This is a genomic window from Marinoscillum sp. MHG1-6 (assembly GCF_024714475.1).
Taxonomy (GTDB): domain Bacteria; phylum Bacteroidota; class Bacteroidia; order Cytophagales; family Cyclobacteriaceae; genus JAMZMI01.
Genome location: NZ_JAMZMI010000003.1, coordinates 365,700 through 392,449, shown reverse-complemented (window position 1 = coordinate 392,449; position 26,750 = coordinate 365,700). Strand labels below are relative to the sequence as shown.

12 protein-coding genes are annotated in these 26,750 nt (G+C 42.0%); 11 read left to right on the top strand and 1 reads right to left on the bottom strand.

Going from position 1 to position 26,750, the window contains the following annotated elements; genetic code table 11:
- The first annotated feature begins 16 nt into the window (after positions 1 to 16).
- From NXR94_RS08815 to NXR94_RS08795, 5 genes are all read left to right on the top strand, one after another.
- Positions 17 to 2,038, top strand: coding sequence for a family 43 glycosylhydrolase (locus NXR94_RS08815; protein ID WP_258104254.1), 2,022 nt, complete (start codon positions 17 to 19; stop codon positions 2,036 to 2,038).
- Between the two features lie 259 nt (positions 2,039 to 2,297).
- Positions 2,298 to 4,805 carry a DUF6055 domain-containing protein gene (locus NXR94_RS08810; RefSeq protein WP_258104253.1) on the top strand — a complete coding sequence of 836 codons (2,508 nt, stop codon included), beginning with the start codon at positions 2,298 to 2,300 and terminating at the stop codon, positions 4,803 to 4,805.
- 196 nt (positions 4,806 to 5,001) lie between these two features.
- A complete protein-coding gene (locus tag NXR94_RS08805) occupies positions 5,002 to 6,849 on the top strand; it encodes an NPCBM/NEW2 domain-containing protein (RefSeq protein WP_258104252.1) in 1,848 nt (615 codons plus the stop codon).
- Between the two features lie 145 nt (positions 6,850 to 6,994).
- Entirely contained in the window at positions 6,995 to 8,026 is a 1,032-nt protein-coding gene (locus tag NXR94_RS08800; RefSeq protein WP_258104251.1) for a nucleoside hydrolase, read from the top strand.
- On the top strand, positions 8,023 to 9,639 hold the full coding sequence (locus tag NXR94_RS08795; RefSeq protein WP_258104250.1) for an alpha-L-fucosidase: 1,617 nt from the start codon (positions 8,023 to 8,025) through the stop codon (positions 9,637 to 9,639). Before NXR94_RS08800 ends, NXR94_RS08795 begins: the two co-directional genes overlap by 4 nt.
- A 154-nt stretch (positions 9,640 to 9,793) precedes the next feature.
- Here the strand turns inward: NXR94_RS08795 and NXR94_RS08790 are convergent, their stop codons facing one another.
- Positions 9,794 to 12,109, bottom strand: a complete 2,316-nt coding sequence (locus tag NXR94_RS08790; RefSeq protein ID WP_258104249.1) for a glycoside hydrolase family 30 beta sandwich domain-containing protein — start codon at positions 12,107 to 12,109, stop codon at positions 9,794 to 9,796.
- A 243-nt stretch (positions 12,110 to 12,352) separates the two neighbouring features.
- Here NXR94_RS08790 and NXR94_RS08785 point away from each other — a divergent pair, with 243 nt between their 5' ends.
- The 6 genes from NXR94_RS08785 (at position 12,353) to NXR94_RS08760 (ending at position 26,732) form a co-directional block, all read left to right on the top strand.
- On the top strand, positions 12,353 to 15,160 hold the full coding sequence (locus NXR94_RS08785; protein ID WP_258104248.1) for a LamG-like jellyroll fold domain-containing protein: 2,808 nt from the start codon (positions 12,353 to 12,355) through the stop codon (positions 15,158 to 15,160).
- A gap of 139 nt (positions 15,161 to 15,299) precedes the next feature.
- Positions 15,300 to 16,277, top strand: coding sequence for a glycoside hydrolase family 43 protein (locus NXR94_RS08780; protein WP_258104247.1), 978 nt, complete (start codon positions 15,300 to 15,302; stop codon positions 16,275 to 16,277).
- Between the two features lie 180 nt (positions 16,278 to 16,457).
- On the top strand, positions 16,458 to 17,588 hold the full coding sequence (locus NXR94_RS08775) for an RICIN domain-containing protein (RefSeq protein WP_258104246.1): 1,131 nt from the start codon (positions 16,458 to 16,460) through the stop codon (positions 17,586 to 17,588).
- Between the two features lie 141 nt (positions 17,589 to 17,729).
- On the top strand, positions 17,730 to 21,395 hold the full coding sequence (locus NXR94_RS08770) for a LamG-like jellyroll fold domain-containing protein (RefSeq protein WP_258104245.1): 3,666 nt from the start codon (positions 17,730 to 17,732) through the stop codon (positions 21,393 to 21,395).
- A gap of 201 nt (positions 21,396 to 21,596) precedes the next feature.
- Positions 21,597 to 24,764, top strand: a complete 3,168-nt coding sequence (locus tag NXR94_RS08765; RefSeq protein WP_258104244.1) for a TonB-dependent receptor — start codon at positions 21,597 to 21,599, stop codon at positions 24,762 to 24,764.
- A gap of 12 nt (positions 24,765 to 24,776) precedes the next feature.
- On the top strand, positions 24,777 to 26,732 hold the full coding sequence (locus NXR94_RS08760) for a RagB/SusD family nutrient uptake outer membrane protein (protein ID WP_258104243.1): 1,956 nt from the start codon (positions 24,777 to 24,779) through the stop codon (positions 26,730 to 26,732).
- Positions 26,733 to 26,750 lie beyond the last annotated feature (18 nt).

Genomic DNA, 26,750 nt, shown 5'->3' with positions numbered 1-26,750 from the left:
TTTAATCACATCAATAATGCCAGTTCTGAACTGTTCAATCAGAGGTAATTACTTCTTGCTAATTATAGTTTTTTGTTACGCTAAAAGCCTCTATGCTCAGAACTGGCCAGTCGGAATTCACGATCCTTCAAGCATAATTAAATGCAAGGATAAATATTGGATCTTCGGAACTGGAGATGGCATCACATCTAAATATTCCAGTGATTTGGTCACCTGGACTGATGGACCGTCTCCCTTTGCTCCTGGTGAATATCCTGCCTGGATAGATAAGTACACCAATGACGTTGCAGGTCCGGAATCCTTTGCCGGTTTTTTCTGGGCACCTGATATCATATTCATGAATGGGCAGTACTATCTCTACTACTCCGCATCCGTCTGGGCAACTGCATATTCCTGCATTGGTGTGGTGGTAAACAAAACACTGGACCCTGATGACCCTGAATATGGTTGGGTAGATCAGGGGGATATCGGTCTCTACTCTCCAAAATGGGGATGGCAAATCAATGCGATTGATCCGGCAATGATGAGGGGACCTGATAACAAAATATGGATGACTTATGGGTCATTCAATCGTGATGGGATCATGGTAACAGAAATTGACTCAATCACCGGAATTCCGTCAGGGCAAACCATTTCCATTGCCAACTCCTGGACAGGTGGAGATAATTATGCCGAAGGTGAGGGAGGAGCGATGTTTTACCGTGACGGCTATTATTATTTGATATATAATAAAGGTGGTTGTTGTCAGGGGATTGGTAGTTCCTATTATATGGTTATCGGAAGGTCCACCTCTCCACAAGGACCTTTTTATGACAAGAATGGCGCCCTGATGAGGCGTGAAAATGTAGAAAGCGGTGGGACAGTTTTCTTCAAGCATGATGATACTCGTGGCCTCGATGACCGCTTTTATGGCCCAGGTCATTTTGGGTTGTTTAGTGAGAGTGGAAAGGATTATGTGTCCTTTCATTATTATAACCCTAATGGATATTACCCGGATCCGGCACCTAACAATCAGGGAGGTCCCACCTTAGGATTTGGTTTCCTGCAATGGGGAGAGGATGGCTGGCCTTCGATTTCGTTTGACTTTGTAGAGGAAGGTTACTATACACTGGAGAATGTTAATAGTGGGAAATTTTTGGATTTAGAAGGAGTAAGTCTTGAATCAGGAACCTCGATTTATCAGTATTCACAAGACTCAACTAAGGAAACCCAGAAATGGTTGTTTAAAGCATTAGGAACAGGAGAGTATACGATTCAGAATTATGCAGACACTTCAAAGTATCTAGAAGCTGAAGGTCCTGACTATAATGATCGCGTGAGAATTGTTAATGGCTATACCGGAGCGATAAATCAGAAATTTAGGTTGGTAGCGTCTACTGATGGAAAGCTGATCATATATCCTTCTACAATTGATGAAATTTTGGAAATCCCTTCTGCATCAATTGCAGATACCTATGTGCACTTGTGGCCAAATACTAATCATGATTGTCAAAGATGGTACTTTCGCTCGTTTGCGGGGAAAATTGACACACAATTCGATAATCTGGTGCTATCAAATCGTGATACGGTGCTGACGATAAATGTTGAAAGTAATACCCGATGGGTGCCGGAGGTTCAGGAAAGTAGTTGGATAGAAGTCCTGTTTTCTTCTGGTAATGGCAATGGTTATGTTGTGATAAAGGTGAAAGCTAATCTGACATCAGAGATCAGGAACGATCAAATAGCCTTTAAGACTCAGACCGGGAAAATAGTTTATGTTGACATTGAGCAGGGGGGTGTCCCCGAGATACCTCTTACGACCAACCCTGAAGGGAGTAAGACGAATGTATATCCCAATCCTTCAGATGGGCTATTTATGATTGAAACCAATCACAATGGAGAAGTGTATATCTACAATCAGGTGGGCAAACAGGTAGCGGAAATGCGTCTATCTTATTCAAGACAATTAATGGATCTGTCTAGTCTAAGTAAAGGGGTATATATTCTTAAGATTGTGACTTCTGAGGCTACTTCCACCCAAAAGGTTATTATTCGATAGACTCAAAACGGTGCTTGCTTTGATGATCGTAATTGGGTCTTTACTCTCTTCCTGCGATCGGATGAAAGCCTGGATCTTCATATATCTAAATGCTCGTACCAGGATAAATCTGATTTTTTTGGACAATGTTGTTGATAGCTAAAGTGCTGAAGTGTACTTAATTGATTTGAACGATGAATGATCAATAGCACATTTATCAGATATTGATGTATTATTTCTTAGCGAAGTTCCTTTTATCTATAACAAGAGATCGTTGCTTATGAGAAATTATGGTTTTGCCATTATGGCAATACTGCTTTTACAGGTATCTACCCTGATAATGGGAAAAGGCACAGAGTCTTCAAAGCAGATTTATGTTCCTTCTTCATATTCAGGTATTGATCTGAATGACCCTAATAGCCAGTGGTGTTATCAGCGTAGCAGAGAATCTGAAAACTTTATTGTCTTTTGGGAAGCTGGTTATGGAGAAGATCCACTACAACATGCTGATCCACAATACCGGGTGGATGTTGATGCCATATTGGATATCTCGGAACAAAGTTTTAAGGTTTATCGTGATTCATTGGGATTTATTGTTGAAGGTAATTCTAAAACCGACCAGTATAAAATGATCATTCAGCTTTTCTATACCCGTGACTGGATTGCCAGCGGATCAGGGGTAGATGAAGTAATTGGCTTATTAAGCCTGAGCGCCTGGTCGGGGCAGGCCCTCGGAGTTACTGTTGCTCATGAGGTAGGGCATTGTTTTCAATATCAGGTACAATGCGATGGACATTCCGGGGGATGGAGATATGGATTGGGAGAAAATGGTGTTGGAGGCAATGGTTGGTGGGAGCAGTGTGCACAGTGGCAGGCATTTCAAGTATTTCCTGAAAGAAAGTTTATTGAGGGTAACCTCGATCTATATATTCAAAATACACACAAGCACATTCTTCACGAATACCCTCGTTATGCCAATCATTTTATTCAGGATGATTGGGCAGACCTCCATGGAGCTGATTTTATAGGCCGGTTATGGCGAGAATCGCAATTTCCGGAAGATCCGGTGGATGCCTATAAGCGCATTGCAGGGGTTGATCAAAGTACTTTTAATGATCGTATTTATGCCAGTGCATCTAAGCTTGCCACATGGGATATCCCGGCTATAAAAGATCAGGGGCATCCATATTTGAACGCTCATCAATCACCTCCAATGGAAGATACGGGCAACGGGTTCTGGAAGATAGATGCCTCAAAATGTCCGGAAAACTATGGATATAATGTAATACAGTTGAATGTTCCAACTAATGATCCGGTTGTTAGCGTTTTTTTTGCGGGCCAATCGGGTGTAGGGGATTATCGTAAATTGAACATAGAGGAGGCCGGGTGGCGCTTTGGTTTTGTTGCCCTAAGTGAAAGAGGAAGTCGTATTTACAGCGATATGGGAACGGCTAATTATAATAAAGATAAGGGCTCTAACCCGATAGCCTCCCTGAGCTTTGAATGTCCTCCAAATACAGAAAAGCTTTGGCTGATTGTAACCGGAGCACCTCAGACCCATTGGCACCACGAATGGGATGATAATGATTATAACGATGAACAATGGCCTTACCAGGTAAAATTTGAAAACACAAATCGCTATGGGTATTTCGACCTAAATGAAAATGAGCTATCCGAAAATGTCTCCCTGGAAAGGGAGGTGGTTTTGGTAGCGGTGGATGCTCCGGACACCTATCCGAAGACGTCTATTAAGCCGGACTGGGAGAAAGTGTGTAGATCATTTGGTCTTCAGCTAGGTGAAATTCAGGCTGCAATTGGCGACTCTGTGCAGTATGCGGCTAAATTACCAAATGGATCAACTGATTTGAACTCCACAGCCACTGCTCCTGGACACTGGTTTGATGCCGAGGGTAATGTAACCAACTGGGGGAGCAATGCTTACATATTTTCAGAATTTGATGCCAATGCCATGCTTTTCAATATCGGGCAATACCCACAAAGATGTATGGATGGTGATAATTTCATCATCCAGCAGGCATTAATTTATACCCCTAATATAGGCCCTACCAGAACAGCGACGTTCACGTTCAATATCCGCATTGTTTCTTCTAATAACGAGGATGGCGATCTTTATGCCAACGACGTTGACAATTGCCCAGGCATTCCCAATAACGATCAATCCGATATGGATGGGGATGGTATCGGTGATGCTTGCGATGATCTCATTGTAGTGCCACTTTTTCAGGAGGCGCTGGATTTTGGATATGTAAAAACCGGATTTGCTAAAGCACTTGATTTTACGGTTGAGAATGGTGGACTTGATCCATTATTGATTACTAGCTTCGAAACCTCTCCAAACTTTGATATTGAATTTAATCAGTCTCTGGAAATTGCCTCGAAGGGATCAGCAATCCTTACTGCTACCTTTTCAGCTAATGAAGAAGGCAAATTTTTAGATACCTTGGTAATGAATACCAACATTGGAGCCCTTAGGCTATATCTAAGTGGAGTTTCCGTGGATAATCTGTTGCGGATTGATAGCGGAGATCCCGAAGTGATGGTTTTTCCAAATCCGGTGATGGAAACGGTAAAAGTTGACTGGTCTCGGAGTGGCTTGGAAAAGGTCAGTGTTTCCATTGTGGATCAAAGCGGAAAAATCATTGTTTCAAAAATGGCCAATAGAGCCCAATCACTAAGTTTTGAGTTGGGTGGTTTAAGCAAAGGATTATATGTTTTGATGTTGTCCGACGGTAATCAAGAGCTGAGATATAAACTGATTAAAAACTGATCACTTTGGATAACCAAAGCTTGAGAGCCTGAATTGATTTAAAATCAACTTTCATGCTTTAATCCGTATTGTAATGCATCGATAACTGGAGTAGCTAGAAATAGCTGCCACGTTCCGGTATTTTTCTCTAAATCGAGCGCTTTGTAATATTACGTGTTGAGACGAAAAGTTTGTTTTATTGAAGTTTAAAAATTTGATGAAGAAAGCATTAATCCTGATGGTTGTTTTGTTTTTTATTGGTCTAGTGCCAATTGGAATCTACGCTCAAAGTAAACCGGATGTAGATTTTCATGATTGGGCGTTAACGCCACCTATGGGATGGAATAGCTGGGATTGTTTCGGTCCGTCAGTCATGGAGGATGAGGTGAAGGCCAATGCCGATTATATGGCTGAAAATTTAAAGGAATATGGCTGGGAATATGTTGTGGTAGATATCCGTTGGTATATCAACAATCAGTTTACGGGCCATTACAACCCTTATGATAATTCTGATTTCGAGATTGATGCGTTTGGTCGCTATATGCCGTCACCTAATCGGTTCCCCTCAGCGGCAAAAGGGAAAGGTTTTAAGCCTTTGGCAGATTATGTTCACAGGCTTGGACTGAAATTTGGGATTCACATCATGCGAGGGGTTCCCAAGGAGGCTGTTTACAATAAAATGCCAATCAAAGGAACCGAAATAACGGCTGATCAGATTTATTCAACCGCCTGGGAATGTACCTGGCTGAAGGACAACTATACCGTACTTAAAGAAAAGGAAGGGGCTCAGGAGTATTACAATTCGATACTTGATTTATATGCATCCTGGGGAGTTGATTACATTAAGGTAGATGATCTTTCCAGACCCTATCATGCGGATGAAATTGAAATGCTCAGAAATGCAATCGACCAAACGGGGAGACCGATTGTTTTGAGTATGTCACCCGGTGCAACCCCTCTTGATCAGCATGAGCACGCAAAAAATCACGCTAACCTTTGGAGAACAATTGATGATTTCTGGGATAACTGGAGTCAGCTGAATTACTCCTTTGGGAAATGTGCCGAATGGGCACCCTACATTACGCCGGGCTCATGGCCGGATGCTGACATGCTTCCATTAGGGCATTTGTCTATACGAGGAGAGCGTGGAGCAGACCGCTATTCCAATTTTACCAAGGACGAGCAATACACACTGATGACGCTTTGGACGATTTTTAAATCTCCATTGATGTTCGGTGGACATTTACCCGATAATGATGAGTTTACTAATTCCCTTTTGACCAACAAAGAGGTATTGCAAATGCACAGCACTTCGGTGAATAATAAGGAGTGGTTTAATAAAGGTAATATTATCGCCTGGACCGCGGACGATCCTGAATCTGGAGATAAATACCTGGCATTGTTTAACAATGAGGGAGATGGCTTTGTGAATACAAAGAATCTACTGTATAGAAGCGGAACCGTTTCTACACTCACAGATGGCTTTGGTGTGGATATTGATTTAGCAGTTCCGGAAGGGAGTAAGGAGCTTTACCTTATCGTAAATGACAATGGCGATGGTATCAGTTGCGACCATGCGAACTGGATTAATCCGACTATTTATTTAGAAAATGGGGACTCCGTAGGCCTTACGTCAATGGATTGGGAATCTGCCACCATAGGTTGGAATTCTATAAAAGTAGATCAAAGCGTAACCGGAGGTCCACTTAATGTAAAAGGGAAAACCTATGATACGGGTATCGGTACTCACTCCCAGTCCATTATTAAATACATCATACCTGATAACAGCAGGCGCTTCATGGCTTTTGCTGGTCTGGATATCGTAGGGGTTGAAGAGGCATGTGGGTCTACTGTTGAGTTTATGATTGCGAATCAGGATCCGACACCAAACGCAAATAATGTCGAATTCGCTGAAGTCAATATCAAACTGAAGGATTTGGGCTTTAAAAAGGTATGCTGTATCCGTGACCTCTGGCAACAGGAAGACGTGGGTGAGTTCTCCAACCAGTTTAAGGTATCTATCCCGTCACATGGCGCCAGGCTTTATCGAATATCAGCCAAATAGCAAAATGAAATTTGTTAAAGTTTATGGGTCAACCTGCGCTGATTATCCTTGATCAAAATGAGGGAACCTGCTTTTGGACAGATTTTTAGATAGTTTGACAATAAAAACATGACGTAAAATTTATCATCATTTAATAAAACGGTTCGTGAAAAATAAATCAATAACATCTTTTCTGGTTTTGATCTTCCTGATAGGAATGTCTTCACAGGCTCAAACCTACCTTAACAATTTTAGCCATGCGATTAATCCCAGAGCACGCATCATAATGGACAATGATTTTGGAGGTGATCCGGATGGATTGTTTCAAATGGCTCATCATTTGTTATCGCCAACAATTGAGGTTAAAGCTATCATTTGTTCCATCACTTATCCAGATGGTTTTTATGGTTATCCAGGAAATCCCCAATATTCCTCACAGATGGCTTCTGAGTTGTTGAAAGTAATGAATCTCGATCGTGCCTACAATGTGCTTGAAGGAGCTGGCGAAAAACTAAAGGACATCAAAACTCCAATTGAGACCGTAGCGGCGAAAGCAATTATCGAAGAAGCAATGAGAGATGATGAAAAGCCATTGTACATGGTCTGCGGAGCGGGACTGACCAATATTGCAAGTGCCTGGTTAATGGAGCCGAAAATTGCAGATCGGCTGACGCTTATCTGGATTGGGGGGATGGAGTACGAAGGGCTCGCATGGCCTCCACCGGGAGGTTCATATAACTGGGAGTATAATACAGGTATCGATCCCATAGCTGCTCAGGTTATTTTCAATCAATCAGATATTCCCATCTGGCAAGTACCACGCAATGCTTATCGACAAGCGTTGTATTCATACGCCGAACTTACCTATAGAGTGAAAGACAAGGGTGAAACAGGTGCTTACCTGATGGATAGACTGGATGACCTGCTGAAACGCTCGAACAATACATTGGGAGAGGCTTATGTCTTGGGTGACAGCCCGTTAGTGCTTTTGACGGCCTTACAATCCTCCTGGGAGGTTGACCCTTCATCAAGTAAGTATGCAATGAGGACGACTCCACATGTTACAAAAGAAGGAGGGTTTGAAGAAAACCCGGAAGGCAGGAATATTAGAGTTTATGATCAATTAGATGTGAGGTTAATGTTTGAAGATTTTGTATCGAAGTTGGTCTTGTTTAATAATTCAAATAGCTCAAAATGAAGAACCAACATACTTTTAAATCCTTAACCTTGATATACCAATCATTGAATGTGATTACCGGATGGATCATCCTTGTTTTGCTTGTTTTTGGCTGTGCTGAAAGTAAACCGAAATATGATCCTTCCTGGGAGTCTCTGCAACAATATGAGACCCCGAATTGGTTTAATGATGCCAAGTTTGGCATCTGGGGTCATTGGGGGCCACAATGCGAGCCTGGTCAGGGCGACTGGTATGGTAGGTTCATGTATGCTCAGGGACATCCTCAGAATCAATGGCATGTGGAAAATTATGGCCATCCTTCGGAGTTTGGTTTTAAGGATGTAATCAATGAATGGAAAGCTGAAAAGTGGAGCCCGGATTCACTGGTAGCCTATTATAAAAGTGTTGGGGCGAGGTATTTTTTCGCCATGGCTAATCATCATGATAATCTGGACCTTTGGAACAGTAAGTACCAGGAATGGAATTCGGTAAATGTTGGTCCGAAAAAGGATATTTTGACCGGTTGGTCAAATGCGGCAAGAAATAACAATCTGCCTTTTGGTATCAGCATTCATTCGTCTCATGCCTGGACATGGTACGAAACTGCTCAAATGAGCGATTCAGATGGCCCCAAGGCTGGTATCCCTTATGATGGCACATTAACCAAAGAAGAAGGTAAGGGCACATGGTGGGAAGGACTTGATCCCCAAAAGCTATATGTTCAAAATCATGGCCTGAGCGAAGGTGGCGTTTTTGGTATATTCAATGATCAGTGGACCTGGGAAAACGGAGCATCCGTTCCTTCCGAGGAATACATTGAAAACTTTGTTGATCGCACTAAAGATGTCATTGATCAATTCCAACCTGATCTGTTGTATTTTGATGATACGGTTTTGCCTTTTTGGCCGATAAGTAATGTCGGCCTGGACCTGGCGGCACATTATTACAATTCGTATGAGGGTTCGGACAACCCTGTTTTATTTGGTAAAATATTGGATGACCAACAAAAGCAGTGCCTCGTGTGGGATGTAGAGCGTGGAGCAGCTAATGAGATTCAGGAACTACCCTGGCAAACATGTACTTGCATTGGTCATTGGCACTATGACCAGAACTATTATGATAATGATCGCTACAAATCTGCAAAAACCGTATTACAAATGTTGGTGGATATTGTTAGTAAAAATGGCAATCTTTTACTTAACATACCCATAAAGGGAGATGGAACCATTGATGATAAGGAGGTGGCGATTTTGGAGAAGATAAAAAGTTGGCTGCAGGTGAATGGTGATGCGATCTTCGAAACTCGTCCCTGGCATATATATGGCCAAGGACCTAGTGTTGAAAATGAGACTGAATTAAAAGGGGCGGGATTCAATGAAGGTGGCAGTGGGTATACCTCTTCAGACATACGTTTCACTACAAAATCAGATACCTTATTTGCATTTGTAATGGACTGGGGAGCACAAGATAGTATCATACAAATTCAGTCATTACAAAATGAGCATTTTATAGATAAAGAGGTAAAGCTGCTTGGAGGACAAATTGATTCGCTTTGGGTTGATGATACTGGTTTATCTGTGATGCCTCTAGGATCTGATGATTTAATAGCTCCTGTTGTTTTGAAGGTATATTAGCAAAAAGGGCCTTGTGATTTTAGTGAAGTGTTATGAAAGAATTTCTCCTCCTTTGTTCGCTATCCAACAACAAAAAAACCTGTGAAGTAATCTTCACAGGTTTTTTATTTAAAGCCAATTCGCTTCAATTATCACAGGTAATACCAAGATCATTTCATTCTTCTTTCAGTTCTTCTCCGTAATAAATAAGCTGAAAGTCGGTTACGCAGAACCATCCTTTGGTGCCACCTCCTGAAGTAGAGGTGAAGCCCACTCTAAGTTTTCCATCGCTACTTACCAGCACTTTTTCAGTTTTCAGCTTATCCCAGCCTTCAGGAGTATTCCATTTATCGTCAATGCTCAAGGTATCAGAATAAGTAGTTTGAGTAGATGACCTGGCATATAGACGCTGATCATGAAGCGTTCCTTCATTGGTCATGGCCTTACACCTCACTTCATATATTCCGGGAACCAGATTATCAATGTCCTGATAAACATTCATCGAGTCGAAATTGTCGGACCAGTTATTCCAGCAATTTTTTCCACCCAAGTAGTTGAGCCTGAAATCGCCGCTGCGTGCACTATTTTTCACTGTCCACCCAATGGACGTTCCTTTAGAAGGATCGGGTGTGTTGCCGTCACGAAAAGACGGGTTCTGGATAAGAGAAGTCACCTCTAAAGGATTGTTTGCTCCTGCATTTTGTGCCCTTTGGTAGGTATAGATAGCCTGCCTGATTTTAAACAGATTCCTCTCTAAATGTGGAATTTCTACTCTACTTCTTTTGGCTTCTCTTGCTGCTTCTTTGGTGATTTTCGATAACAATTCAGCCTTTTCTCCATTGCCAGCTTTCAGCCTGGTGGCCTTTTCAATCTCAAAAAGCAAAAGGTTTCTTTTTTCCTGGTGCTGCTTGTGTTGCGTGAGGGCAGAAGCAAGCTCAAGTCGCTTTTGTAGTATATCTGATAATGGGCTGTTCTCATCAAGTTGTTCCGCAGCTTTTAAAGTAATCACGATAAACTCAGAAGGTGATCGCATTTCTTTGGCCTCTTTTATTAAAAGTTTCAGGTTTTGGTATGGCTCGGAAATGACCAATGTGTTGAATGAGCCCGCAGGCAAGTCTGCTATAAGATAGGTCTCACCCATTTTTATTTTGAATGTTTTTGGCGTGGACTCATGATTGCTTATCACAATGATGATGTTGTCATCCGGCGTCCGATAGGCTAGTAAAGGATCATCGGATGTTGAAGTCGCGAGTCTTACAGAACCTGATGGGACAAAATGGCTATTATGCTTCACTGCATAATATTCGGGGGTGTATTCATAAGTTAAATCACTGCTATTTACCCGAATGAGTGCGTTTTGTAGCCAACCCCATGCGCTGGCTCCATTATCTTTGAGGATTACATTCCAAAAGGTGTATTCTTCACAGCCATTGCTGATATAGAAGTTGATCAGGTTGTTTGTGTGTACGGCTGCCCCCCAATCAAAAGATCCAACGCCGCATTCACTTTCAGTTTGAACCAGCTTATAACCGGGGTAATCATCTCTAACCATATCTATGGCTTTGGCACCTTCCCACTGAAACCCGACTCCATCTATATATTTAGAAAAATTAGGGTAATTCAATATCTTCCTAAAAGTGCTGTGCTCTCCGGTATTCATAGTGCCTAGAAACAGCTCAACATCTTTATGCTTTTTGGCGAAATAAGGCCCCAGGTATTTCGAGTTAAAGATGGCCGTTCCTTCAGGACTCCATGAGCAGTTGGGGTAAATACTAAACTGATAAGCCTCATTTTGATACATCAGTCTGGAGATATCAATCCCTTCCTTTTCATATGCCTTGATAAACCTGGAAAAATAAAGGGCATACGCTTTGAGGTATTTTTTCTCCATGATAAATTGATCCTGTAGCCTGGGAACCTCATTTTCCGGTGAGAGACCATTGTTACCACCACTTGCATTCGCATAATGCTTATTGACCTTCATCCATTGCGGAGGACTCCATGGAGAAGCCCAAAACTTCAGGTCAGGGTTGTATTCCTGGGCTTCTTTGATGAAGGGAATCAAAGTTTGTAGATCTCTATCGATGTTAAAATGCTTCATTTTAAAGTCGCCATCCACTTCATTGCAGCTGTACCAGTCTCTGGCGTAGTCATTGGCACCAATGGGAATACGCCCGATCTGATAACGTAGGTCACCATCAGGTGAAAAGATATTCGCCAATATTTCCTCTCTTTCATTTGGATTGAGCATATTCAATGCATCCCAACCCAATTCGTTGAAGGAGGTACCCCATCCGTAAAAGGTTTGTTTCGGTTGATTGAGGTAGATTTCAACATCAGGATCAGCATTCCCTTCCCGGGTGATATCCACTGACTGGAGTTGCCATTGTTGTGACTGAGTGGTACTTACACTAAAGGCAGAGGAAGACTGAGACACGACCTGCAACTTAAACAGGAGGAGGCCCAGGCCTACAAAGAGTATTTTTTTCATCTTAATTTAATTTTTATCAGCTGATATGATGTTCTCGAGTATTATTTACAAATGAACTTATAGTCATAAAGACCATTATTATGAAAATGATACCATAAATCTTTTTTTTTTTGCGAAGCGAAATAAAATTGGACAATCACTGTATTGAATTTGGATTAAACCTCTTTCAAAGGTTACTGGTTATTAATACAGATAATTCAGATTAATTAGAACCATACTACTTATTTCCAGCGGAATTAAAACATGAAGAGATCAATTTACTTAATATTATTACTCGCAACATGCGTGTCACGAACATTGTTACAGGCACAGCAGGCTGCAAGTTCCAGTGACTATTTGATAGCCTTACCTGAAGCAGATCGAGAGGTGCCGTATGATGTGACTGACCCAGGGATTTCAAAAACGGTAGCGTTTGGTGCGGATCTGGCCTGGGCTGATGAGCAAAATTTTCGTCGAAATATCTTATTTATGGGGCGTGACCAGGTAGATATGGTGCGTGCATCATTTCAACCAAGTTATCCTTTAGTGAATGATACTGATTTGACAGCAGATCAAATCGCGGATCTGGACTGGCGACTTGAACTGATCAACACCTACATGGGTGCAAATATTGATTTGGCCCTCAATTGCGATCATAAATACATAGAAGCAACTGGAAGATATGTAAATACCTGGTACGTGGGTGTCCCATCCAGGTGGGAACAATTGATTAAAGTGTCTGCTCAAAGGTATCTTGATGCGGGTCACAATATCGTCACGATAGGCGCATTTAATGAGCCAGATTACGGCTGGGATCAGGGATCTTTTGAAGATATGTACAATATTACCTCTCTCCTCAATAACAATGCCTTCTTTGACGGTATACGTTTATCAGGTGGAAACACATTGAATAATGATAATGCACTGAGCTGGTATACAGACCTGATACCTGCAGGGGTGAATGAAGGCAATACCCATCAATTGGCTGGGAGTTTTGATACTTATGCAAATTTTTTCTCAGCCGTAAGGTCAAATGGCCATCATGCGACTGCAGATGAGTTACACAACATTGTAGAAGCCCTGGTTGGTTATGAGTATGGCATGCAAACGGGTATCTGGTGGGCGGATGTAGATTTGGCGGCGGGCGAAATGGTAAAAGCTTTTGATGGTGAGAGGATTGGTTATGCGGAACATCGAGCTAACTGGACGGCTGCAGCAGTTTATAGACATCCCGATGGAAAGGTACAGGCCTTTGGCGGAACCTCTGAACGACAAGCATACACAACAAGTTATCGATTCATTTCTAAAGATCGACCAGTCTATTATGACGGACATGGACCTCAATATGAGTACGTACTAGAAATGCCGGGTGGTATCGAATATGGAAAAGGACAGACCAATGCGGAAAGGGTAATCAATATTACCTGGGGGGACGACATTCAACCAGAGATCAACGGAAAGTATAAGCTGGTGAACCGCAAAAGCGGCTTGGTGCTGGGAGCAACCGGGGCCGATGTGGGTAGCAATATTCAACAGGGAAGCTATACCGGATCGCTTAGTCAGCAATGGGAGGTTTACCCGGTTCATTCACGAATAGGAGGTGATTTTAGTTATTACCGAATTACTTCTCCGGCAGGTGATAGCTTGTCTTTAGACCTTGTTAATTTTTCATTGGACAATGGTGGCAATATACATCAATGGAAGCTTGGCAATGGGGGCAACCAGCAATGGTATCTGGACTACGCAGAAGATGGATGGTTTTATATTAGAAGTAGAGAAAGCTCTCACTGTCTGGATGTGAATGGTGCAAGTACCATGGAAGGAGCGAATGTGATCCAGTGGGAAAAGAATGGGGGTACGAACCAGCAATGGCGCTTCATACCGGTTGATGCAGCTATTGAGTTCAATGCACCCTTTGCAAACCCTGGACTCACAGCTACAGCACAATCATCATCAATCCTGTTAGAATGGCCCTCTACTCCGGGAACTGATATAGCTGGTTACACGATATTAAGATCAGAGACCCAGGGTGGTCAATATAATACCATAGCCAGGAATGTGGTGCCAAGGTCCTTTGTGGATAACAACGTGGTAGCGGGTACGGAATATTTTTATGTGATAAAGACAGTGGATTACTCCCTGAATAGCTCGGGCTATTCCAATGAAGTTTCAGCTACCATAACGGATACGGACGATATGGTCGCGCTTCTTTCTTTTGAAGGAAATACTAGAGATACTACCATTCATTTGCAACATGGAGCAACGGCTGGTGGTGTAAACTATGGATCAGGAATCAAAAGCTCAAAAGCTATTGAATTGGATGGTGTGGATGACTTTATCAAGTTGTCACCCGGGGTGGCGAATCATCAGGAAATCAGTGTGGCCGCCTGGGTTAAATGGAATGGAGGTGCAGATTGGCAGCGAATTTTTGATTTTGGAAATGATGAATCTGAGTATATGATGCTAACGCCAAGTGTAGGTTCGAAGCTTCGCTTTGCGATCAACTATAATGGGGAAGAGAAATTGTTGGAAGCCCCGGCATTGACAGAAGGAGAATGGCATCATGTAGCTATTACAATTAGTGGCTCTAAAGCATTTTTGTATGTCGATGGTGAGCCGAGAGCTTTCTCATTGAGTTTTTATAAAACCCCAATGGATTTTCAACCTGTGTTTAATTATATCGGACGCAGCCAGTTTGCTGATCCTGCATTCAATGGAAGCATTGATGATTTTAAGGTCTACAATTATGCACTTGCTCCGGAGGCAGTAGCTTCTTTGGCAGATACAACCGAAGTCCCGGTGGAGGCTCTAAATACACAAATCAATGCTGGCGGATTATCTCTATGGCCGGTGCCGGCTGATGACGAGCTTAAAGTGAGTTTATCGCCGGAAGTCATAGCAGATGGGGCTGAGCTGTTCATTTATAATCTGAATGGGAAATTGGTAAAACAGCAAGTTATTAATAGTAATAAGGCTGAACTGGATGTTTCCGGCTTACAGAATGGGATCTACCTATTAGAGGTTCACGGTGGTAGAAAGGTGAATTCCCAAAAGGTGCTTATCCGACATTAATAGCTGCTCATTTTAAAAAAAGACTTAAAAACTCTTTTACTCTCAAATGACGAAATCCTTTAAAATTATTAGTGCGTGCTTATTGTTGACTGTGCTTATTATTCAAGGATGCAGGTTATCTAAAACCACTGATGGTGGCATGTCGGCAAAACCAGAAATGGAAGCCTATCTGATGGTCTATTTCAGTGACGATGATCATAGCCTGCATATGGCCATAAGCAAGGATGGATATAGCTTTACGGCACTGAACGATGGCAAGGCCGTGATTATAGGTGATACCATTGCGGAGCAAAGAGGCATTCGGGATCCACATATTTTCAGAGGGTCCAATGGGAGCTTTTATCTCGCCATGACGGACCTACACATATTTGCACAGCGAGAGGGTTTTCGAGATACCGAATGGCAGCGTGATGGTGATTTATTTGGATGGGGAAATAATAGAGGGTTTGTCTTGATGAAGTCTGATGACCTTATCAATTGGTCAGTGGCCAATGTTCGTGTGGATCAGGCTTTTCCAGGGTATGAAGAAATTGGATGTGCCTGGGCACCTGAAACGACCTATGATCCGGAAACGGATCAGTTAATGGTCTATTTCACCATGAGGTTTGGGAATGGATTGAATAAGCTTTATTACAGCTACGTTAACGAAGAATTTAACCAGTTGACCACTGAACCCAAGCTCTTGTTTGAATATCCTAAAGAAGTAAGTTATATCGATGCTGACATTACACAGGTTGGAGACTCCTATCAAATGTTCTATACGCCACATGATGGTGTGCCTGGTATCAAAAAAGCGGTTTCCAATAAGATCAATGAAGGTTATGTTTATGATGATGCCTGGTACGACACGGAACCACGAAACTGCGAGGCGCCCAATTTCTGGAAGAGGATAGGAGAAGAGAAGTGGGTGTTGATGTATGATATATATGGGATCAATCCTCACAATTTTGGTTTCAGGGAGACCTCCGACTTTATCCATTTTGAAGATTTGGGGCATTTTAATGAAGGGGTAATGAAAGCTACGAACTTTACCTCTCCCAAGCATGGGGCGGTCATCCACGTGACCAAACAAGAGGCCACTCGTTTGGCGAATCATTGGGGTTACCAACTGTATTAAGTAAACCCTTATTCCTTTTAGTGTAGTTGTTCATGGTGGACTTAATCTTAGATAAACCTTCAAAACCTTAAGGTCTTCTTTGAGGTTTTTAAAAAATGGAAGAAAACCATGTATCGATATGAAAGGGTAGCTCTTTTAAAAGGTAGGCATGAATAAAAGATTCAACCTTATTAAATGAACATGAATAAACTCGCAACCCAATTTTTCATCCTGATCAATCTGATTTTGTTGGTTATGGCCATCGAAAGCTGTGATGATGAGCGTCCACAGCCTGAAAAAGTCAATGATTTAATCGAGAAGAATGACTCCCTGATAAACCAGGATACCTCAATTGTCGATTTAGATACCACAGTGGTCGAAGAAGATTCGGCACTTCTGGAGGAGACTCCTACTTTTATCTCCGGAACTTTTGCATTGATGAGTAAGAGAAGCGGTAAAGCGTTAGATGTGGCAGATTGGTCGACGGAGTCCGGGGCCAATATTATGCAATGGGTAGCCACTGATGGAGATAATCAGAAATGGGATATATCGAGAGATGCGGGTCATTATAAAATAATTAATAAGCATAGTGGTTTGGCGTTGAGCATTGAAAACTGGAGTGAGGAGGATGGAGGAAATGTAGTTCAGTTTACCTACATACGTAATAGTGCTCAATTATGGGATATTATAGAAGTCGAAAAGGGCTATTACCGGATCATTAACGTAAAAGGTAACAAAGACCTTGAGGTGGATAATGCCTTGCCGCTGGACGGGGCAAACATCCAGCAGTGGGAATATAGTGAAAGCGATCACCAGCAATGGATACTCTCTGATGGTACTCAAGGAACTGCAAATGGACAGTTGTCATGGACGTGGGTATCAGAAGGAGTGCCCGCGGATGCTTACGACAGGATTACCCAGGCGATGGATACGGCTGTAGCCCGATATAATCAGGGTGCTCCCTGGTGGAATAGAACACTGACTGTAGAATATAATGCCGGAGTAGCTACGGCAGATGCAAGCATCAACGGACATATAAGATTCGGACCATCTTCGGATTTTCAAAACGAGCGTACTGCATTACATGAGATCGCACATACCTATGGGGTAGGTACCTCCGGGAAATGGGGTACGTTTCTGGATGGCTCAGCTTTTACAGGGGAAAATACACTTAAGCTGATTAAGCTCTATGATGGGGCGGAAGGTGGTATTTGGAGCGACGGTACTCATTTCTGGCCCTATGGCCTGAATTTCAATAATGAATACACCGAAGAAAATGCACGAAGACATGTGGAGATCGTCTCTGCTATGGTGATAGACGGTATTTTCTAAGTCTTTAGGTGTCATTTCTACTCTTATCAACCTCTCTACGAAAAAAAAGTAAAACTTTTTTGTATCGTTTGCTGTACGGGGCGCTTTGTTTAAATGGACAGGTATTCCATCCAAATGATTTTAAACATTAATTCAAATTGTATGAAACAAATTCAACTTAAATGCTTGAAGTGGCTACAGTATCTTTTGATAGCGGTACCATTTCTTGTTGCGGAGCATGCGTATTCGCAAGCGACAAAAATCCACTCTTACACTTTTGAGGGTACAGGTGGAACTGAATTGCAAGACGGTACCGGGTCAGCGGATCTAACGCTGGAAGCTGGTGCCAGCATATCTGGTGGAGCCTTGGTATTAGGGACTGCTGGTGATTATGCCGCCCTTGATGCTAAAGCCATTGATATTAATCAGTATAGCGCTGTTTCATTTGAGGCACATATTATTGCTGGAAATGGAGTGAATACAAGCGGAAATCACACCTTGTTTTATTTTGGTAACAATGATCCTGCTAATGATTGGAAGGGATATGATCATGTTTATCTTCAGGCAGCAAGGGGAACAGCTGCAAGTTATGCGGCGATATCCACTTCAGGAAATGTTGGTGACCCTTGGAACTATGAAGATGCTGTAACCGGATCTTTTTCAATGGATGATGGTAATGAGCATCATCTTATCGTGATTTTGACAGAGACATCGATTAGTTATTTCGTGGATAGCGTTAATGTTGGAACTAAAGTTTATGAAAAAGGCAGCTCAATAGCGGCCCTTAGCGATAGTCTTGCCTGGATTGGTAAGTCTGGTTATAAAAATGACCCAACTTATCTAGGATCCGTTCTTGAGTTTAATATCTATAATGGATCATTGGACTCAGATGGTGATGGTGTTCTTGACTGGAAAGATAACTGTGTTGATGTAGCTAATAGTGATCAGGCTGATACCGACGGTGATGGCACTGGTGATAAGTGTGATCCGGACTTCGCAGCAGCGAATTTGAGTGATCTAAGCACAGATTTGGGTGAATTAATTCCTGCATTTGATCCTGAAATTTACAATTACACCGTCGGTAATTTACCGCGAGGTACTATGGATGTTACCTTATCCGCGACTGCTGAATTGGGTACCTCTGTGGTAACCTATACTGTTTCAGGAGATGGTGTTGTTGATGTATCTTCAGGGCCGGTTACGGAGGTTATTACGGTAACTGATGATGCTGCTACAGATAAAACTTACACCATTAGTGTTCAGCCGATCGCAAAAATACATGCTTACGATTTTGAAGGAGCTGCAGTCACGGATGCTATCGGATCAGCTGATGGTACTTTGGAAGGATCAGCAACTATCTCTGGTGGATCTTTAGTATTGAGCGGAGAGGGAGATTTTGCTGCACTAGATGCAGATGCAATTGGGATCAATCAATATCATGCGGTTTCAATTGAAGCCCATGTAACTGCTGGTGGTGCCCAGTTAAATGGTAGCAATAAATCCGTATTTTATTTCGGAAACTCAGAAAATGTTGGCTGGGATAAAGGTTTTGATCATTTCTTTTTACAAGCCATTAATGGTGGTACCAATAGCCGTTTTGCGCTTTCTACTGCTAATGACAACGAACCTTGGAATGGCGAAACAGGAATCAACGGAAACGCTCTGGCGGCTAACACAGAGTATCATCTGGTTACTATCTTGACTGCAACAAACATTTCTTACTATGTTGATAGCGTACTTGTAGGAAAGACAGCGATTACTAATGAGAATGCGCTTGCAGATGTAAGTGATAGCTTGGTATGGCTGGGGAACTCTGGCTATGTGGGTGATGGAACCTGGCTGGGTTCAATTCACGAATTCAATATCTACAGCGGTTCGCTGGACAATGATAATGATGGGATATTGGATTTAGTAGATAATTGTCCCGACGTAGCTAACGCAAATCAGGCGGACGTTGACGGTGATGGCATTGGTAATACATGTGATGAGGATTTTAACGCAGCTGTTCTCTCAGATCTATCTGTTGATGCTGGTAAGATAACTCCGGCCTTCGATCCTTTTGCATATGAGTATTCCGTATTCGTTCCTTTTGGAGTAACTGAAGTTTCAATTACTGCAACCCCATCTTCAGGCACTCATTCTGTTGTGGGAGATAGTACCATTGATGTTTCATCAGGTAACGTCACCGTTAGTGTTATTGTGTCAGAAGAAGGTCTTGATACATCAACCTATAATATTCAGTTTACTCCTGTGATATTGAAACACTCTTATACTTTCGAAGAACAACCGGTCGATGGATTTGTTTCTGATCAGGCGGGTGATCTGGATGGAGAAATTCTTGGTGCGACAGAAATCAAAGATGGTGCATTGGTTTCATCTGGAGGTACAGACGGACTTTCATTAGATGGAGTAGCACTTGGATTGAAGAACTATGATGCGATTACAGTTGAAACCTATGTGACAGGTTCAGAAGCTAACACAGGATTTCATATGCTCAACTACTTTGGAGGAGTAAACTCTGATGGAGCATGGTTTGTTCAGCCTGCCAGAGAAAATGATAAGGCAGTTGCTGAGTTTTTGGGTACCTGGATTGAGGCAGATTCTGAGTACGTGGATACTTTATACCATCACTTTGTAAGTACGTTGACCAATGATGAGATGACACTCTACGTTGATGGTTATCTTATAGGCACAGCAGTGCCAAGTGGTACTATTTCACAAATCAAGACAACCTATGCTTTCCTTTGTGAAAGTGGATGGTCTCAGGATAACTCATGGGCAGGACAAGTGCACGAATGGAACATCTATAATGGTGTGATGGATTCTGCAAGTGTAGCAGCAAGGGTTAATAAGTTTGACCCTGATGAAGATGGAATCCTGAATGCATGGGATGATGATGATGACAATGACGGACAGCTGGATAAATATGAGTTAGCTGCTTGTGCAAGTACAGATCCTCTCGATGCGTCAAGCTTCGCAACGGATGATTTCACTAACGGCGTAGCTGGTTCGAATGGTATCCCTGACTGTTTGGAAGTAGATACTGATAGTGATGGTATACAGGATTGGGAAGATAACTGCCCGGAAACGGCAAATGCCGATCAGGCGGATAGCGATGGTGATGGTATAGGTGATGTTTGTGATGACGACAGAGATGGAGACGGAATTGCAAATGATGTAGATCAATGTCCGGATCAGGCTAATGTTGGTGATACGGACAATGATGGTCTTGATGATGCTTGTGATCCACTTATCGCTACAGTTGACCTGAGTGATGAGGAGAATACAGGAACCATTCAATTTGGAGATGTTGCAGTCTCTTCAGACCTGGCCAAACTACTTTATATCAGTAATGGTGGATCAGATGCTATGAGTGTTACCGAAATCACAGCACCTGCTGGATTTACACTAGACAAAACATCAGCGACTGTTTCTGGCCCAGGTCTGGCTATTGTAACGGTGACGTTTGCGCCAACAGAAGAGGTTACTTACAGCGGCTATATCGTTGTGAAAGCAGATGCTGGAACTGATTCAATTGCGGTGAATGGTAAGGGTGTGACAGCGGCTTTGGGATCTGAAGCAGCTAACCTTGGACTGAAAATAGGACCTAACCCAATTCAGGATGAGTTCATGGTGGACTGGAGTCTGTCTGAGTTCAATAATCCTTCAATTCGAGTAATGAATATTGATGGTAAGGTGATTTGGGAACAAACTAGCTTATCAGGTCAGTACGTTAATATTGACTTAAGCGGTACAAGTAGCGGTATGTTCTTCCTTGAAATCAAATCAGAAGAAAATACCCACTTGTTCAAATTGATCAAGGAATAATTTGAAATATTAAAAATTAAAAATCCCCCGGGGTTATAACACCGGGGGATTTTCTAAGTATTTTTCTTGTTAACAGAAAACGTGGACGTAAGAAGCTGTTTAAGAGCAGGGAAAAAGAGGATTTGAAAAATGTTAAATGATCTTATGGGAGTTTATACCAAAATGAAATTATTGATCTTTTGCGCCTTTATAGTAGGGTCAATGATGACTTCAATGGCCCAAGGGCGTGTCCTGAAGGGTGTGATACAAGATGCCTCAAATGGTGAGTTGCTAATTGGAGCGACCATTCAGGAGAAAGGTACCACTAATGGTACAGTAACGGATTACAATGGCTATTACGAAATGGAATTGATCACTGCTAATCCGGTGGTTATCGTGAATTTTGTGGGGTATCAAACCCAGGAATTGACTGTAGATGGCCAATCTGAGCTGAATATTGATCTTGAGGTTGATTTGGAGGGGTTAGAAGAAGTTGTTGTTGTTGGTTTTGGTGAGCAAAAGAAGGCAAGTCTTGTAAGTTCTATTACTTCCGTAAACGTTGAAAACATCAAGCTACCCTCTTCGAACTTTACAAATTCAATTGCAGGTCAGGTATCAGGGATGATTGCCTTTCAACAGAGTGGAGAGCCTGGCCGTGGAAGTGACAATACTTCATTCTTTATTCGTGGACTATCCACCTTCGGGTCGGGTAAACAAAACCCGCTTATTCTAATTGATGGGGTAGAATCTACTACTACAGATATGGCTAGGTTACAGGCTGATGATATATCGGATTTCTCAGTTTTGAAAGATGCCGCGGCCAGCTCAATATATGGTGCGCGTGGTGCAAATGGCGTGGTCTTAATTAACACCAAATTGGGTAAACAGGGTGTTACAAAATACAGTTTTAGAGCGGAAAGTCGTATTTCCAGCAATACAAAGAATTTTCAGTTATCCGACAACATCACTTATATGGAGTTGGAAAACGAGGCATTGACCACAAGGAATCCGGAATTACTGCCTAGGTATTCAACAAATAAAATCACGGCTACTGCAGATGGAAAAGACCCATACCTGTACCCAAATAACGATTGGTTGAAGCAATTAATTAAGCCATATACCTGGAACCAGGGTTATAACATGAATATCAGTGGAGGTACCGAAAAAGGTAGATACTATATTGCCGGTACTTATAACGTGGATAATGGAAATCTGAGAGTAGACCCAATCAATGATTTCAACAATAACATTAAACTTCAGAATTATTCTGTAAGAAGTAACATCGATTTGAATTTAACGCCGACCACGACGTTGATTACAAGGATTTATGGCCAATTCGATGACTATACCGGACCAATCGGGGGGAATATTTTTGACAGAAATCAGAACCGTGTTCGCTATGCAAGTGGTGGAGAATACATTTTTCTTCATTCTGTTTGGACCAACCCTGTGTTGTTCCCGGCGGTTTATCCAAAGGAAAAATTGCCTTATGTGCAGCATCCATTATTTGGAACCTCACTTGTAACCTCAGGAAACTCTTCGACCGCCATGGTCAATCCATATGCCTTGATGGTGAGAGGATATCAAACATATAAAACCTCTAATATGATGCCTCAGATTGAGCTAAGACAAAAGCTTGATTTCGTCACTAAAGGATTGAGCTTTAGAGGAATGAGTTATTTGAGAAGGGTATCTTTCTACCAACAGGATAGATCTTATGATCCATTCTATTACACTGTGGATGAAATTGATACCGATGGAAACTATACCATCAAAGCCATCAATGATGGTAGTGTGGAAGGGGTGATCCTGGAACCAGGTACCGAATACCTGGACTATTCTGAAAGTGGTAAAGATGTAAATAGTCAGTTTTGGCTCCAGACAGCGGTTGATTACAATAGGGTTTTCAATGATGTACACTCTGTTGGGGGAATGCTTCTTTATTATCAATCGCATTATGAAAGCGGTAACCCGGGTAACCTGATCAATTCATTACCAAACCGTAATCAAGGGGTGTCAGGAAGATTTACTTACGGATTTGATAACCGATACATGGTTGAACTTAATTTCGGTTATAATGGTTCAGAACGTTTTGCAAAGTCAAATCGTTGGGGATTTTTCCCGTCAGCCGGATTGGGTTACTTGATCTCTAATGAGAGCTTCTTTGCAGGATTGAAGAACACCGTTTCTAATCTGAAACTAAGAGCAACTTACGGTATTGTGGGTAATGACCAGATTGGAGATGTCAACGAGCGGTTTTTGTACTTGTCAAATGTAAACCTGAATGATTTACGATATAGAGCACAGTTTGGTGAAGGTATAGGTCCATTAAATGCCAGACCGGGAGTATCAATTTCCAGATATGCAAATGATAATATTACATGGGAGGTTTCCAAACAGCTTAATCTTGGAATGGACCTTGGAATGTTTGATAACAAGTTGAACCTGATTGTAGATGTGTTTGAGCAAAAGCGAAGCAAAATTCTTCAACCAGTAAGTAATGTGGATGCTACTTTGGGATTTACGGCAGTTCCGCTTTCAAATTATGGTAAAGCCTCTTCCAGGGGTATTGATTTGTCATTGGATGCAAACAGACGTCTGACGAGAGAATTGATTATGACTGTAAGGGGTACGTTTACGTATGCGACGAGCAAAATAATCAAGACAGATGAGCTTATCTATCCTGAAGAGTTGTCATATCTTTCGAGAAAGGGTTACTCAATCAAGCAGGAATGGGGTTATATCGCGGAGCGTTTGTTCCATGATGATGAAGAAGTGGCCAACTCACCTACACAATTCGAGGCTGTGAATGTGATGGGAGGAGATATCAAATATCGTGATATTAACGGCGATGGAATTATTAACACTGATGATCAGGTGCCTATCGGTTATCCTACTCAACCGGAAATTATTTATGGATTTGGAGGTTCCTTTTTATATAAAGGGTTTGATTTTAACTTTTATTTCCAGGGTGCGGCCAGGTCATCTTTCTTTATTGATCCGATCAATATATCTCCTTTCGTCAGAAGAGGAGGACTTCAAAACCGTGTGTTAGAGCCGATCGCGGAAGATCACTGGTCTGAAGGCAATCCAAATGAATATGCATTTTGGCCAAGATTGAGTACCGAATATATTGGGTCCAATATGGTGAGATCTTCCTGGTGGTTAAGAAACGGTAGTTTCCTTCGACTGAAAAGAGTCGATGTTGGTTACAATTTCGATTATGAGCAAGTGAGTAAAATAGGCCTGAAAGGGGCAAGGCTCTATGTTTCAGGTATTAACCTGTTGATGTTCAGCAAGTTCGATTTATGGGATGTAGAAATGGGTGGAAATGGTCTTGGGTATCCGATCCAATCGACCTATACGCTTGGTATGACTTTAGATTTTTAATTGATTGTGAACATGAGTAATCTAATATATAAGAATTGTAGGAGTAAGGTGGCCATGTTAGCCGTAAAGGCCATGGTGGTACTCACACTATTTACCGGATGTGAAGATTATCTGGACATTGTACCAGACAACGTGGCTACGATTGACAATGCATTTACCTTGCGAAATGAGGCGGAGAAGTACTTGTTTACCTTGTACGCCTATTTACCTGATCATGGAGACGGCTGGTACAATGCAGGGATGATGGCTGGAGATGAAATATGGCTTCCGCTGAGCATAGAAAACCCCTGGCATGCGGCCTTTCGTATTGCACTAGGTCAACAGAACCCGACGTTCCCATTGTATGACGAATGGACCGGTAGGCGAAAAGGAAATGGAGATTGGAGTCATCTGGCCATGTGGGATGGTATTAATAACTGTAATATTTTCATTGACAACATGCTTGACCCTAACAACGTGGGTGACATGGATTCACTGGAAATTGAACAATGGGTAGCGGAAGCTAAGGTGCTGAAATCCTATTTTCATTTTCATCTAATGAGAATGTATGGCCCTATTCCAATTCAGAAGACCACGATACCGATAACCATTACAGAGCCAATCTCGTCAAGACAACCAATAGATTCTGTTGTACATTATATTGGTAAATGGATTGATGAAGCGGTGCCATATTTGCCAAGAGAGATTACTAATCGTACTGATGATCTTGGTAGGTTAAACAAGCCGATCGCATTAGCCATTAAGGCAAAGACTTTGCTTTATGCTGCCAGTCCGCTCTTCAATGGTGATCCGGATTTTGCTGACTTGACAGACAAGGAGGGAAACAATCTATTCCCTACAGCTCCGGATCCTACCAAATGGGAAAAGGCGAGAGATGCCATAAAGGCTGCAATTGATATGGCGCACAGTAGTGACCATTATCTGTATCGATATGAAAATGATACCAGAGATCTTTCTGATGATACCAAAAAGGAACTCAATTTTAGAGGTGCAATAACTACAAGATGGGCTCCTGAACATGTATGGGCATTGTCTAATAGTTATTTCAATAATCAGTTCTTATGCATGCCTCCTACAGAAAGAAGTGAAAATACCAGTAGGTTCAACCTTTGGGGGCAATGGGCTGCGCCATTAAGATTAGCAAAATTATTTTATACTAAAAATGGTGTGCCGATCGAAGAAGATAAGACATTGGATTTTGGTAATCCGCTAGAGGTTAGAAAGGCGACGCTGGTCGATCGTTATAAAATTGAGCCCAATTATGAGACGGCTCGGTTGAACTTTGATAGGGAACCACGATTTTATGGTAGCCTTGGATTTGATGGAGGAGTCTGGTACATGGCGGATGGTAATGATGACGGAGCGGATGAAAATAATTTTTATATAAAATGTAAGAATACACAATTGGCTGGATATGGGTTCTTCCAAAGCTGGAATGAGACAGGTTATTTTATCAAAAAACTGGTTCATTACGAATCTTCAACCAATGGTCAGATTAGTTGGAGAGAATATCCATGGCCGGAAGTCCGTTTGGCAGACCTTTATTTAATGTATGCTGAGGCTTTGAATGAGGTTAGCGGTGGGTCTGCAGAGGCAAGAGCTTACGTGGATTCTGTTCGGATCAGAGCTGGACTTCAAGGGGTGGAAACTTCATGGTTAACCTATTCCAGTAACCCTGCTAAGTACACCTCTCAAAATGGTTTAAGAGAGATTATTCATAGGGAAAGGCTTATTGAGCTGGCCTTTGAAGGACATCGATTTTGGGATCTTAGAAGATGGAAGAAAGCAGCAGATGTTATTAATCAGCCGGTAAAAGGACTAAGAATAACGGAAACGACTACTGCTGAGTACAACGTCGAAAGAGAAGTTTATCAGCAACGTTTTATAGCGCCAAGGGATTACTTCTGGCCAATTCCAATAGATGAATTGCGTAAGAATCCTAATTTGGTTCAAAATAAAGGATGGTAGGACAAAAAAATATGATAG